Below are 14,185 nucleotides of genomic sequence, written 5' to 3' on the forward strand. Positions count from 1 at the left end.
GCGGGTTATGTCGGCGGAGGGCGTGGGAGGAGGTAAGACTTTTCCCTAAGTTGCAAAAAAGCCCTGCCAGTTGAAGGGCAGGGCTTTTTTCGAGCGACAGGCTGATTTAAACCGTTTCAGCCCACAGGTCGTATTCGTCAGCGTCTGTTACTCGGCACAAGACCTTGTCACCCGGCTTGAGGTCCTGGTCACTGTCGATAAAGACGTTGCCGTCGATTTCAGGGGCGTCGAAGAAGCAGCGACCTACGGCGCCACCGTTTTCGTCGATTTCATCAATCAGCACTTCAATCTCTTTGCCGACTTTCAATTGCAAGCGGGCTGCGCTGATGGCTTGCTGGTGAGCCATGAAGCGGTCCCAACGGTCCTGTTTGATCTCGTCCGGGACGTGATCGCCCAGGGCGTTGGCCGGTGCGCCTTCGACCGGGGAGTACTGGAAGCAACCCACTCGGTCGAGTTGGGCTTCGGTCAGCCATTCGAGCAGGTATTGGAAGTCTTCTTCGGTTTCACCAGGGAAGCCGACGATGAAGGTCGAACGAATGATCAGGTCCGGGCAGATTTCGCGCCAGTTCTTGATTCGCGCCAGGGTCTTGTCTTCGAAGGCTGGGCGTTTCATCGCCTTGAGGATTTTCGGGCTGGCGTGCTGGAAGGGGATATCCAGGTACGGCAGGATTTTCCCGGCGGCCATCAGCGGAATCAATTCATCAACGTGCGGGTACGGGTAGACGTAGTGCAGGCGGACCCACACCCCGAGGGTGCTGAGGGCTTCGCACAACTCGGTCATGCGTGTCTTGACCGGCTGTCCGTTCCAGAAACCGGTGCGGTATTTGATGTCGACGCCATAAGCGCTGGTGTCCTGGGAGATCACCAACAGTTCTTTGACCCCGGCCTTGACCAGACGCTGAGCTTCGTCGAGCACATCGCCGACCGGACGGCTGACCAACTTGCCGCGCATCGACGGGATGATGCAGAAGCTGCAGCTGTGGTTGCAGCCTTCGGAAATCTTCAGGTAGGCATAGTGGCGAGGCGTCAGCTTGATGCCTTGAGGTGGCACCAAATCGATCAGCGGGTTGTGATCGAGGTTTGGCGGCACGGCGTCATGAACGGCGTTGACCACTTGTTCATACTGTTGCGGGCCGGTAACGGCCAGCACGCTAGGGTGAACCAGGCGGATCGCGCTTTCTTCTACGCCCATGCAGCCGGTAACGATAACCTTGCCGTTTTCAGCGAGGGCTTCACCGATCACTTCCAGGGATTCGGCCTTGGCAGTGTCGATAAAGCCGCAGGTGTTGACCACCACGACGTCGGCGTCCTGGTAAGTAGCCACGATTTCATAGCCTTCCATGCGCAGTTGGGTGAGGATGCGCTCAGAATCGACCAGAGCTTTGGGGCAACCCAGGGAAACGAAGCCAACCTTTGGGGCAGACGGCGTGGTGACGGTGGACATAGCGAACCTCGGTATTGGGTGGCGCCCGGGCAAATGGCTGGGGTGCCGACTGGGCGTTTGGCACGCCGCTGATCAAAAAGTGCGCAATTCTAGCGGCGGGACCGTAGATTGACCAGCTTTATGCAGAGAATTACGACGAGTGCTGCGCTATGCTTCGCGGCGTTACGCTCAATCGCATCAATGGTGTTAATCGGTATCTGTTAAAACGGGGCTCACTCTGGCGCAGTGTCGTGCTTTTGGAGTCCAGGTCATGGTTGTGGGAGTGGTTAATGGGTCAGGCAATTAGTCAGGCAGATGCAGAGCGCCATCCGGCAAAGCCTTTGGGCCTGCTGATCGCAGCTGTCGGTGTGGTTTACGGCGATATTGGCACCAGTCCGCTGTATACCCTCCAAACTGTGTTCTCTGGGGGGTATGGGGTAAAGGTCGACCACGACGGGGTGCTCGGCATTCTGGCGCTGATCTTCTGGTCGCTGATTTGGGTTGTTTCGCTTAAATACGTGCTGTTCATCTTGCGGGCCGACAATCAGGGCGAGGGTGGGATCATGGCATTGACCGCGCTGGCGCGGCGGGCCTCCTCGCCGTACCCCAGATTGCGCGGTGCGTTGGTGGTCTTCGGTCTGTTTGGTGCGGCGCTATTTTATGGCGACAGCATGATCACCCCGGCCATCTCCGTGCTCTCGGCGGTGGAAGGCCTGGAGCTGGCGTTCAAGGGTGTCGAACATTGGGTCGTGCCCCTGTCGCTGATCGTGCTGGTAGGGCTGTTTCTGATTCAGCGGCACGGCACCGCGCGGATTGGCATTCTGTTCGGTCCGGTGATGGTCATCTGGTTTCTGGTACTGGCTGCGTTGGGGATCAACGGGATCATGCAGCATCCCGAGGTGCTCAACGCACTGAACCCTGCGTGGGGCGTGCGCTTCTTTGTCGTCCATCCGGGCATCGGCGTGACAATTCTCGGTGCTGTGGTGTTGTCACTGACTGGTGCCGAAGCGCTTTATGCCGATATGGGCCATTTCGGTCGCAAGCCAATCGCCCGCGCCTGGTTCATTCTGGTGCTGCCGGCGCTGGTGCTGAACTATTTTGGTCAAGGCGCGCTACTGCTCGACAATCCTGAAGCCGCGCGTAACCCGTTCTATCTGCTGGCACCCAGTTGGGCGCTGATTCCGCTGGTCGTTCTGTCAACCCTGGCCACGGTGATCGCTTCGCAAGCGGTAATTTCCGGGGCTTTCTCCATGACGTTGCAGGCGATCCAGTTGGGTTACATCCCGCGCATGCACATTCAGCACACCTCCAGCTCTGCCCAGGGGCAGATTTATATCGGCGCGGTGAACTGGTCGCTGATGGTGGGTGTGATCTTGCTAGTGCTGGGTTTCGAATCTTCCAGTGCGCTGGCCTCCGCTTACGGGGTTGCCGTGACCGGGACGATGCTGATTACCACGATACTGGTGGCTGCGGTGGTGTTGCTACTGTGGAAATGGCCGCCGTTGTTGGCCGTACCGGTACTGCTTTGCTTCTTGCTGGTCGACGGGCTGTTCTTTGCGGCTAACGTGCCGAAGATAGTGCAGGGCGGTGCATTCCCGGTTTTGGCGGGGATTGCTTTGTTCATCATGATGACCACCTGGAAGCGCGGTAAACAGTTGCTGGTGGATCGGATCGATGAGGGGGGGCTGCCGCTGCCGATCTTTATCAGCAGTATTCGTGTACAACCGCCGCATCGCGTGCAGGGTACGGCGGTATTTCTGACCGCGCGCGCCGATGCGGTGCCGCATGCTCTGTTGCATAACCTGCTGCACAACCAGGTGTTGCACGAGCAAGTGGTGTTGCTGACGGTAGTTTACGAGGACTCACCACGCGTTCCCGCGAGCCGGCGCTTTGAGGTCGAAGCTTACGGAGAGGGGTTCTTCCGGGTGATCCTGCATTTTGGTTTCATCGACGAACCGGATGTGCCCGCTGCGCTGAAGCTGTGCCATCTGGATGAGCTGGACTTCAGCCCGATGCGCACCACGTATTTCCTCAGCCGTGAAACAGTCATCGCTTCCAAGCTGGAAGGTATGGCGCGTTGGCGCGAAGGGCTGTTCTCTTTCATGCTCAAGAATGCCAACAGTAATCTGCGCTTCTTCAATCTACCGTTCAACAGGGTGATTGAGTTGGGCACCCAGGTAGAGATGTAAGGGTAGACATGTAAGGTGCAGAAACAAAAAAAGTCCCCGAGCTGCAAAGCTGCGGGGACTTTTTGTTGGTGTGGCGCGAAGGCAGTGTGGATCAGCCTTGTTTGGCTGAGGTTTTCCCTTGGCGCTTCTCAATGGCATCGATCATGCGCCTGGCCAAGGCCGGGTAGTTTTCATCGAAGTGGTGCCCGCCCGGCAACTTGAGCTTTTCGCCAACGGCGGTAGTTTCGGTGCAACCGCTCTCGGCATCCTCTTCAGCACCATAAACGCACAGCACTTTATCAGCGGGTAGCTTAGCCATCTCGGGCCCCGTGGGTGCCTCTTTGCCTGCGGTCCCCAGCCAACCCTCGACCATGATCTCGAAGCTGCCGCTGCGCGCGAATGCCAGCAAGATGATAGCGTCGACGCGCTTTTGCTCATCAGGGGCCAAGCGGTTATAGATCGCCGGCAGCACATCGGCACCGAACGAATAGCCGGTCAGCACGAAGCGCTTGGTGCCCCATTTCTGCCGGTAGTGCGCCATCAATTCGGCGAGGTCCAGAGCACTTTGCTCGGGAGACTTGTGCTGCCAGTAGTAACGCAAGGTGTCGATACCGACTACCGGGTAGCCGATTTTGGCCATTTCACCTGCCACGTCACGGTCCAGGTCGCGCCAGCCACCGTCCCCAGAAAGGAACAATGTCACGGTGTCAGTCGTCTGTCCGGCGGGCACCTCCACCACGGGAATGTTCAGGCCGCCGTCATTGTCATCGGCGACCAATTGGTGGCGAAGTTGACTGTTGAGTACCTGTGGCAGGTGGATGTCGTAGTCGCTGATGCTGTTCTCGGCATTAGGTTGATCACGTACGAAGGTTGCAGCGGCATCATCCGGGCCGTCGTTCCAGGCAACCAGCCAGTGTCCATGTGCGGCGGTTTTTGGCAGCGCGTCATTGCAGCCAGGTGGCTCAAGAGAGAAGCCTACCGAGATCGCTTGAGCCTTGTCGTTGGTTTGTCCCGCCAGCCAGCGCCAGGCCAGGGTTGCGCCTGGGCCGATACCTGCGACCAGTGTGGGTGCGTCGTTGAGCTTTTCTATGCCTGCGTTGAGGGTTTGCTGCTGTAGGGCGCAGTTGTCCTTGGGCAGGGTTACCTGCACGATTTCGGCGTCGGCGTCCTGACTCAGTGCCAGCAGTTGCTTGTCCGTCAGGCCTTCATCCGACAGGACGGCCAAGGCAACGTAAGCGTTAGCGCTAGTGCCGGGCAAGACCCGGGTCAGGGCTGCCCCATTCTCGAGTGTCAGGTGTTCGAGACTTGCTTCAGGCTCAGGGCGATTCCACAACCAAAAGCCAAGTACCAGTGCTAGAACAATCAGGGCTGCGAGCAAAAATCGCCAGTAGCGTTGAATCATCAGCGTTTCACCAATCCGGTCAGGCCGCCTGCAATCAGGGCGGCAGTGTCAGCCAGCGCCACGAGCGGATCAAGTCCGGCGGGCACGGCCATATAACGGGGTTCCCAGTCAGGCTGGAACTTGTCTTTGAAGCGGCGCAAGCCTTGGAAGTTATACAGTTGCTCGCCACGGCGGAATACCATAGAACCGAGACGCTGAGTCAAGGGTGCGCCGCGTCGCGGCTGCAGGCCGGAAAGTGGCACCATGCCCAGGCTGAAGCGTCCATAACCGTGCTCTTTATAGTGCAGAATCAAGCCGATCATCATGAATTCCATGGTCAGTTTGGGTGCGTCGGGGTGAGAGCGCATCAAATCCAGGCTGGCCAGTTCATGTCGAGATGTTTCCAGCAGGTTGGCGAACGCTACAGGCTTGCCTTCGAAATGGATGATCGCTATGCGGAAATGTTGCAAGTATTGCGGGCTGAAGCGGCCCAGGGAGAAGCCTTTCTCTCGGACATTTTTACCGGTAAGCCAAGCATCTGAAATCACCTTCAGTTCGTCCAGCGGCGCCTGACCAACCTCATAGATCTCCAGCGACAGGCCATCCCGCCCACCGCGGTTCCAGGTATAGCGCAGGTCTTTCATTTCCTTGCCTTTGGCGTCGATGTCAAAGCGCTTCAGGTCGACCCGTGCTTCTTCGCCCAGTTTGATCGCAGTCAAGCCGATGTCCATGTAGAACGGCAGATTCTCCGCGCGCACCTGGTAGAACACCGGGCGAGCATGATGGATGTCACACAGGTCGCGGAATTGCCAGATCAGCTCTGCGCGTTGCTGTGTTGGGCCAATCGGGTCATACAAGGCCACCAGGCTTCGGCCACGACGTGCGTACATCAAGAAGGCCTTGCCACTAGGGTGTAGCAGTATTGCTTTGTCACCGGTCAGTACAAGGCCGCCATCGGGCTGATCGGAAGCATTCACGATCTCGGCGGCTTTGCCCAGTTCTTCGGCATTGGGCAAGGTAATGACCGGACGTGCGGTACGCAATAGCCAGGTCAGTGAAACGATCACCAGCAATACCGCGCTGCCCAAGGCTGAACGCAAGGCCCGCGGGGCATCGGAGTTGAGGGTGAATTGCCACCAGAGCTGATGGCTGTACGGTACGTCCTGATAGGCGAACAAGAGCAACCAGATCGACGCTCCCAGCACGCACGTGCTGGCCACCAGATACAGCGGCGAGAATGGCAACTCAAGCAAGCGGCTGGGCCGATAGAACGAATGCCGGAAGATCCCCAGCAGCCCGGCGGTCAGGGTCAGCAGACTGGCCTCTTCCCAGTCGAAGCCCTTGAGCAGAGACAGCACTGCGCCGACCACGAGTAACACCGTCGTCAGCATCCACGCCGCCGATAGACGCCGGCGCAGACCTTGGGCCAGCAACAAGCACAATACGCCAATCAAACTGGCGCCGAAGTGCGAGGCATCAATCAGGCGATGTGGGATTAAAAAGCCAACGTGTTTCAAGCGCGTATCGATTTCAGGCGTGGCACCGGAAAACAACAGGACCACACCCGACAGAAACACCAGCAACGCCAGGATCGGCGCAGCCAGACCCGAAGCAACGCGTATAGCTTTGCGGGTCGGCAAAACGCGTTGGGCTTCGGTGACCAGCAATGCCACGCACGCCAGCAATAACGGCAGGACCACATAAATCAGGCGATAAAGCAGCAAGGCGGCTGCCAAGGGTGCAGCGCCCAGTTGGTCGGCAAAGGCGGCGAGTAAAATCGCCTCGAACACGCCTACACCACCTGGCACATGGCTGAGCACGCCTGCAGCCAGAGCAAGCAGGTAAACCAGCAAGAAGGCACCAAAGGGGGGGGCGTCGGGCAATAGCAAATAGAGCACGATGGCTGCAGCGCCTACGTCCAGCGCAGTGATAACCAATTGCATCAACGTCAGGTTCAGGCCGGGCAGACGAAGAGTGCGACGCCCCGCACGGACCAGCAGGTTATGCGGGATCGGTTGTTCGGGCAGACGGCGGCGGTAGATGCCCACCGCTAACAATGCACTGAGTGCGAGAATTGTCACGGCCACCGACGCAAGCACTGACGTGTGCAAATGCAGGGCAACGGAAGCAGCCGGCAGATTGCTCAAGGTCGCCAAGGCGGCAAGCGGGGGCAGGGCGCAGCCCAATGAAAGGCTGGCAAATAAGGTCATGCGCGCGACTTCTACAGCGCCCAGACCATGGCGAGCGTAAAGCCGGTAACGAACCGACCCGCCAGACAGCAGCGACAGCCCTACTGCGTTACCAATCGCAAACGCGGTAAAGCCGCCGAGGACCAGCGTACGAGCAGGGAGTTGAACATTGGCGTAACGACTGGCCGACCACTCATAGCCCAGTAGTACCACAAAGCCAACGACAGTCGCGACCAAGGCGCCGGCTAATGCGGGCAGCGGAACGCTCAGCAGCGAATCGTGCAGGGCGTAGAGGTCCAGCTCACTCAACAGATGACGACAGGCGATCAGTGCAATAGAGAACAGGAGCAACGTTACCGCAAGGCCCAAGGGTTGGCGATATTTGCTCAGCAGTTCCAACCAGTGCAAACGAGTCGGCGCAATCGGTTGAGTGGCGGTGACAGGTTCATTGGAATCGGACGAATTGGCGCGCATCAATCACTCCTTGGATCGTGCGCGACAGGATGGAGGTATACAGACAAGTTACCAATCCCTACGCAGAAAATATTTCGAGATATTAGCGTGTCACAGTCTACAGGGCGAATGTAGCGGATTCGTTTCAGCCGGCTGTTTAGCCGATAGACACCTATCCTCTGGATCGACAATTCTGACAAGCATTTCTGACCACTGTTCCGATGCTTTTCGGTCAGACACAAAAAAGGCCACTCTTTCGAGCAGCCTTTTTTGATATTTGGTTGCGGGAGCCGGATTTGAACCGACGACCTTCGGGTTATGAGCCCGACGAGCTACCAGACTGCTCCATCCCGCGTCTGTGTGGCGGCATTCTACAGTGGAACGGTGGGGTGTCAACCGTTAATGCGGTATGAGCGACAAATAAGCGTAAATAGCTTGTCGGATCGGTTAAGTGTTCGGTGCGCAAAGGGTTTTCCTGATGGGGCGTCCTTCATGTCTCATCCGTCTATTCCTGACTGCTCCACAGCGAAGGGGGAGGGCAAGGTTGGATGTGATGAAATCGCAGGCACAAAAAAGGCCACTCTTTCGAGTAGCCTTTTTTGATGTTTGGTTGCGGGAGCCGGATTTGAACCGACGACCTTCGGGTTATGAGCCCGACGAGCTACCAGACTGCTCCATCCCGCGTCTGTGTGTCGGCATTCTACAGTGGAACGCCGGGCTGTCAATTGTTAATTTCAGAAAAATTCTTTTCCTTCAATCGCTTAGCGATGCTAATTGAGTGCGCGAATCGGCTTGAGGGCGCGTAGCGCGGACCTGGCAGGGCTATTTTGGTCATTTTCTCAGGCCTTTCGTACATTGCTTTCGGTATCGTGAGTGCCACATTTCAGCGTGGGTGAGATACTGCGCAGCCCACAGCATTCATAACCGCACCTCATGACGCAGCGCAAAATCATCCACGTCGACTGTGACTGCTTCTACGCCGCCATCGAAATGCGCGACGATCCGCGTCTTGCTGCCAAGCCGCTGGCGGTAGGCGGCTCGGCGGACCGGCGCGGAGTGATAGCCACCTGCAACTATGAGGCGCGGGCCTATGGCGTGCGTTCGGCCATGTCGTCCAGGCATGCTTTGACGCTGTGCCCCGACCTGACCATCGTCAAGCCGCGCATGGAAGCTTATAAAGAGGCTTCCCGTGAAATCCAGACCATTTTTCGCGATTACACCGATCTGATCGAGCCTCTGTCGTTGGATGAGGCTTTTCTGGATGTTTCGGATAGCAACTATTTCTCGGGAAGTGCGACCCGAATTGCTCAGGACATCCGTCGTCGTGTCTCCAATCAACTGCATATCACCGTGTCAGCCGGGGTGGCCCCAAACAAATTCCTCGCAAAAATTGCCAGTGACTGGAAAAAACCCAACGGTTTGTTTGTGATTACCCCGGATCAAGTAGAAGCGTTCGTCGCCACATTGCCGGTGAGCAAGTTGCATGGCGTCGGCAAGGTAACTGCGGGCAAGCTGGGCCGACTTGGTATCACCACCTGCACGGATCTGCGCGATTGGAACAAATTGGCCTTGGTGCGCGAATTCGGTACGTTTGGTGAGCGGCTGTGGAGTCTGGCGCGCGGGATTGATGATCGGCCGGTGCAGAACGACAGTCGGCGTCAGTCGGTAAGTGTCGAAAACACCTACGATACGGATTTGCCCGATCTGGCCAGCTGTCTGGAAAAACTGCCGGAGTTACTCGCGACGCTCGCTGGGCGAATGGCGCGCGTGGACGACAGCTACAGGGCGGGTAAGCCTTTCGTCAAAGTGAAGTTTCATGACTTCACTCAAACTACCCTCGAGCAATCAGGCGCGGGGCGTGATCTGGATGGTTTTGAACAGCTGCTGACCCAGGCATTCGCTCGAGGTGATAAGCCGGTGCGCTTATTGGGTATCGGCGTGCGTCTGCAGGATCTACGTGGTGGTCATGAGCAGTTGGAGCTGTTTACGCGTTAGCTGTTCGGCCCTGGATCGGCCACCAGGCGCCCGGCGTCTTTGGTCAGCGATTTAAGAAATTGCTGTTGCAGTTCGGGGTCATTGCGCGTCAGTTCGATCAGGCTTTGTTCCAGCTCGCTGGCTTCTTCTTCGAGTCCCAGTTCTGAGAGACGTTTGACCCGGTGTACCCATTGGCTGACTTCGTCATCTTCCAGGTCGTCGTAGATCAATGCGTGAGCTTCGCGCAATTTGCCGCGCAATGAATTGCTGATCGGCAGGGTAGCACTGACGCGTACATTGTCTTGATCATCCGCGACACTGATCTGCAAGCGGGTGATGTGATTGATTTCCTGTTCGGCAAAAGGGCTGTCGAGCAGGTTCAGGCGCAGTACCCCGTTGTGATCAGTTGTCAGATCGTAAGTTTGCGCGCCTGCCTTGACCTCGACCGGGCGTTCGCTCCAGGGCAAGCTGGAATACTCAATCCGCTTGTCGTGCTGAGCCTCATCAATACTGGAAAGGTTCTGCTGCGCCCTGCCAAGGGACGGCATGTTCATGAATGGATTGAGCCCGGCAAAGCCGTAACTGATCCAGTCTTTGGTCATGCTGTCGGGTAAGCGCCCAAGCATGACCACGTTGAGAATATTGGCGCCTATACCGCCCACCACTGCAACTGCACCCAGCGGGATTTCATAGGTCTCGCGCCAAGGTTGGTAAGGGGTGTAGCGATCATAGTTGCGGGTGACTTCGAATTCGGTGACTTCGAACGTCTTCTGATCATGAATCCGCACGCGACGTTGCGGAAGCTCAAGCATCTTGGGCTCACCGATATCGACTTGCAGGCTGTGATTGAGCAATTTGCGCTCGACGCGCTCTTCGTGCTCGCTGTGTGGTGACAGGTGGTTGGCACAACCGCTGACAAGCAGGGTGCCGCACAGTGCGGCACTACCGAGGCTTAAGGTATTTCGCTTGAGCATGTGATCTCTTGATACGGAAAGTTCGGGTCTTGCCTTGTCATGCGTCGATGGCGAGGGCGCGCACGCTTTCATGTGCGCGCCCCGGACTCAGCGGCGGATGCGGGCTTGAAGAAAGGACAGGACATCGGCCACAGGCAAGGCTTGCGCCTGGGCTTCAGTACGGCTCTTGTACTCAAGGTTACCTTCTGCCAGGCCGCGGTCGCTGACCACGATGCGGTGCGGAATACCGATCAGCTCCATGTCTGCGAACTTGTTGCCGGGACTGGTTTTTTTGTCGCGATCATCCAGCAGCACTTCAAAGCCAGCTGCGGTCAGTTCGGCGTACAGCGCGTCGGTTGCTTCGCGCACTGCCTCGGTTTCATAGCGCAATGGCACCAGGGCAATCTGGAAAGGTGCCAGAGCATCGTTCCAGATGATCCCGTTTTCATCGTTGTTCTGCTCAATGGCAGCTGCCACCACGCGAGAAACACCAATGCCATAACAGCCCATGGTCAGGGTTACAGGTTTGCCGTTTTCGCCAAGCACCTGGCACTTCAAGGCTTCGCTGTACTTGGTGCCCAGCTGGAAAATGTGCCCGACTTCAATACCGCGTTTGATTTCCAGCGTGCCCTTGCCGTCCGGGCTTGGGTCGCCAGCCACCACGTTGCGCAGGTCGGCCACGGCGGGAACCGGTAGATCGCGCTCCCAGTTGACGCCAAAGTAGTGCTTGTCGTCGATGTTGGCGCCGATGCCAAAGTCGCTCATCAGTTCGACGGAGCGGTCGATGATGCAAGGCAGCGGTAGATTCAACGGGCCAAGCGAGCCTGCGCCAGCGCCAATGGCGTCACGCAGTTCGGATTCGGATGCCATGACTAGCGGGCTGGCGACCTGAGGCAGGTTGGCGGCCTTGATTTCGTTGAGTTCGTGATCGCCACGAATGATCAGCGCGATCAATTTGCCTTCTTCAGCTGCGTGGACCACCAGAGTTTTGATGGTCTTTTCAATCGGCAGGTTGAAGCCTTCTACCAGTTGCGCGATGGTCTTGGCGTGTGGTGTGTCGATCAGGCGCAGTTCTTCAGTGGGTGCCTGGCGTGACTGTTCGCGTGGAACGGCCTCGGCTTTTTCAATGTTTGCAGCGTAATCGGAGCTGTCGCTGAATGCGATGTCGTCTTCGCCAGACTCGGCCAGCACGTGAAACTCATGAGAGCCCGCGCCGCCGATGGAGCCGTTATCGGCTTCGACCGGGCGGAAGTTCAGGCCCAGGCGGGTGAATACGTTGCAGTACGCCTGATGCATCCGGTCGTAGGTAGCCTGAAGCGAAACCTGGTCGACATGGAAGGAGTACGCGTCTTTCATGATGAATTCACGGCCACGCATCACGCCAAAGCGTGGGCGGGTCTCATCGCGGAATTTGGTCTGGATCTGGTACAGGTTGATCGGCAGCTGCTTATAGCTGTTGAGCTCGTTGCGTGCCAGATCGGTGATGACTTCTTCGTGGGTCGGGCCCGCACAGAATTCACGGTTATGTCGATCTTTCATGCGCAGCAATTCTGGGCCGTACTGTTCCCAGCGCCCTGATTCCTGCCACAACTCTGCAGGCTGGATGCCCGGCATCAATACTTCGAGCGCACCAGCAGCGTTCATCTCTTCACGAACGACAGCTTCGACCTTGCGCAAAACCCGCAAGCCCATGGGGAGCCAGGTATAAAGGCCGGAAGCGAGTTTGCGGATCATGCCGGCACGCAGCATCAGCTGGTGGCTGACGACCACTGCATCGGAAGGGGTTTCTTTCTGTGTGGCGAGCAAATATTGACTGGTACGCATGGTAGGCCGTTGTCGGTTGCTGAGGCTAGAAATGACCTCGCATTGTACGGGGGGGATTTCGTTGCGTACAGGGTAAGGCCGGCACAACGGAAGGTGTTCTGCCTGGTTAAAAAAGGTTGCCTGAAAAAACGACGTAAAAAAACCCGGCCTGGGCCGGGTTTTTTCGATTACGAAACGCTGACTGCGGTTACAGAACCGAAATCGGGTAGTCGACGATCAGGCGGAACTCTTGGACATCGCCTTCGCCTTCTGCAGCGTTGGCAGTGTGCCAAGCTTGACGAAGACGGAAGGACAGGTCTTTGGCTGGGCCAGTTTGTACTACGTACTTGGCTTCCAGGTTGGTCTCGTGGTGGCTACCGTCTTTACCGTACAGGTCGGTATAGGTGCTGTTCGATGGAGTGTTCGTCCCGTCAATGTGGCTGCCGGCAACGTAACGGGTCATGAAGCTCAGGCCCGGTACGCCGTAGGACGCCATGTTCAGGTCGTAGCGAGCTTGCCACGATCTTTCGCCAGGTGCGTTAAAGTCGGAGTATTGAACAGAGTTGGCGAGGAATATCGAGTCGCCACCGCGGTTGTTGTCACCCACACCGATGTAGTCGAATGGGGTGTCGCCGTTGACCTTCTGGAAGCTGAGGGTCAGGGTATGTGCGGTCAGGAACGAATACGCTGCTGCCAGGGAGAAAGCGGTGTTGCTAATGTCGCCTGCTTTCTTGGCGCCTGCATCAGTGGTGCGGTAGATGTTGAAATCCCACGCCAAGGATTGCGTGTCAGCGATAGGCATAACGTAGTTCACGTTAGCGTAGTACTGGTTCCAGATGTCTTGCAGTTTAGCTGCATAAAGCGAAGCGCTCAGGCTGTCGGTGATGGCGTATTTGCCGCCGACGAAATCTGCCGATTTTGCTGTGACACCAGCATAAGTGGCATAAAGATCGCCATCATGCTTGGTCGTGTCCTGGCTGGTCGCGGAGGTGAAATGGCCCGCTTCAACGTCAAGACCTTTGATTTCGCTGCTCTGCAATAGGAAGCCGGTAGCAGTTTGTGGCAGGAGGCGAGAGCCACCCACCGCGAAGACCGGGCTAGTGGTCGGCTGCATGTCACCGACTTTCAGCTCTGTCTTGGAAATACGGACTTTAAGCGCCGCACCGGATTTGCCGTAGCTGCTTTCGTTGCCTTTAATAGAACCATCGGCATTATGCTCGAGTTGCAGGTTGCCCGAACCGGCATACTTGTCTGAGCCGTCAAGCTTCAGGCCGAGGTAGCCAAAGGCATCAACACCGAAGCCGACAGTACCCTGAGTGAAGCCCGAGTTGAAAACACCGTGTAAACCTTGGGTCCAGTCTTTGTCGTCTACCCCACCATCGGTCTTGTTACGATTGTAGTAGTAGTTACGAAGCAGCAGATTCAGCGTGCTGTCTTGTACAAAGCCCTTGGTATCGGCCTGATCACTGACGAAGGCTGCAGCCGTTGCCAATTGGGTGCTGCCCGCAGTTACGGCCAGTGCGATTGCGCTCCACTTCATCACTCTCATCGTGATTTGCTCCTTTGGTTTTTTAAGAAAAGTTGCCGCCATCCCACCTGTTTTTTTATCTGGGAGGCTCTTTCTTTTTGTGTCGGCGCAAATTTATATCACGCTGACCATGTTGGCGATAGTTACAAACCTATCCTTTCGGCATCTTTACGGTGGTGTCGCAAATGTAGGTTGTCCATGTCGCAATTGTGTAGCTCCTGTTATCAAACCCCACAACTACGGCGTTATTTTTGAGGGCTTAAGCATAGGTGAAAACAGTCTATGTACAGCCGCTCAAACACTCCCTGGATAA

General features: G+C 56.9%; 8 protein-coding genes and 2 tRNA genes. 2 read left to right on the forward strand and 8 right to left on the reverse strand.

From position 1 onward, the window contains the following. Nucleotides 1–106: 106 nt before the first annotated feature. Nucleotides 107–1,444 carry a 30S ribosomal protein S12 methylthiotransferase RimO gene (gene rimO / locus ACVBEG_RS05865; protein WP_322180408.1) on the reverse strand — a complete coding sequence of 446 codons (1,338 nt, stop codon included), beginning with the start codon at nucleotides 1,442–1,444 and terminating at the stop codon, nucleotides 107–109. A gap of 269 nt (nucleotides 1,445–1,713) precedes the next feature. Here rimO and ACVBEG_RS05870 point away from each other — a divergent pair, with 269 nt between their 5' ends. Beyond that, nucleotides 1,714–3,612: a potassium transporter Kup gene (locus ACVBEG_RS05870; RefSeq protein ID WP_322180406.1), complete on the forward strand. Its 1,899-nt coding sequence runs from the start codon at nucleotides 1,714–1,716 to the stop codon at nucleotides 3,610–3,612. Between the two features lie 91 nt (nucleotides 3,613–3,703). On the opposite strand, the gene ACVBEG_RS05875 is transcribed toward ACVBEG_RS05870, so the two are convergent. From ACVBEG_RS05875 to ACVBEG_RS05890, 4 genes are all read right to left on the reverse strand, one after another. Next, nucleotides 3,704–4,993: a virulence factor family protein gene (locus tag ACVBEG_RS05875; protein WP_323565966.1), complete on the reverse strand. Its 1,290-nt coding sequence runs from the start codon at nucleotides 4,991–4,993 to the stop codon at nucleotides 3,704–3,706. Continuing rightward, nucleotides 4,993–7,635: a bifunctional lysylphosphatidylglycerol flippase/synthetase MprF gene (gene mprF, locus ACVBEG_RS05880; RefSeq protein WP_447107445.1), complete on the reverse strand. Its 2,643-nt coding sequence runs from the start codon at nucleotides 7,633–7,635 to the stop codon at nucleotides 4,993–4,995. The genes ACVBEG_RS05875 and mprF overlap by 1 nt, the downstream gene beginning before the upstream one ends. A 257-nt stretch (nucleotides 7,636–7,892) precedes the next feature. Further along, nucleotides 7,893–7,969, reverse strand: a tRNA-Met gene (locus tag ACVBEG_RS05885). Between the two features lie 252 nt (nucleotides 7,970–8,221). Then, a tRNA-Met gene (locus tag ACVBEG_RS05890) sits at nucleotides 8,222–8,298 on the reverse strand. Nucleotides 8,299–8,547: 249 nt separating this feature from the next. Between ACVBEG_RS05890 and dinB the strand changes: the two genes are divergently transcribed. Then, nucleotides 8,548–9,609, forward strand: a complete 1,062-nt coding sequence (gene dinB / locus ACVBEG_RS05895; protein WP_322180400.1) for a DNA polymerase IV — start codon at nucleotides 8,548–8,550, stop codon at nucleotides 9,607–9,609. On the opposite strand, the gene ACVBEG_RS05900 is transcribed toward dinB, so the two are convergent. From ACVBEG_RS05900 to ACVBEG_RS05910, 3 genes are all read right to left on the reverse strand, one after another. Next, nucleotides 9,606–10,562, reverse strand: coding sequence for a hypothetical protein (locus ACVBEG_RS05900; RefSeq protein ID WP_322180397.1), 957 nt, complete (start codon nucleotides 10,560–10,562; stop codon nucleotides 9,606–9,608). The genes dinB and ACVBEG_RS05900 overlap by 4 nt on opposite strands. A gap of 87 nt (nucleotides 10,563–10,649) precedes the next feature. Next, nucleotides 10,650–12,365 (reverse strand): proline--tRNA ligase, encoded by a 1,716-nt coding sequence (locus tag ACVBEG_RS05905; RefSeq protein WP_447107446.1) that lies wholly within the window; start codon nucleotides 12,363–12,365, stop codon nucleotides 10,650–10,652. Nucleotides 12,366–12,552: 187 nt separating this feature from the next. Next, complete coding sequence (locus ACVBEG_RS05910; protein WP_322180393.1) at nucleotides 12,553–13,893, reverse strand: OprD family porin; 1,341 nt, start codon at nucleotides 13,891–13,893, stop codon at nucleotides 12,553–12,555. Between the last annotated feature and the right edge of the window lie 292 nt (nucleotides 13,894–14,185).

The organism is Pseudomonas sp. GG8, from assembly GCF_052976945.1.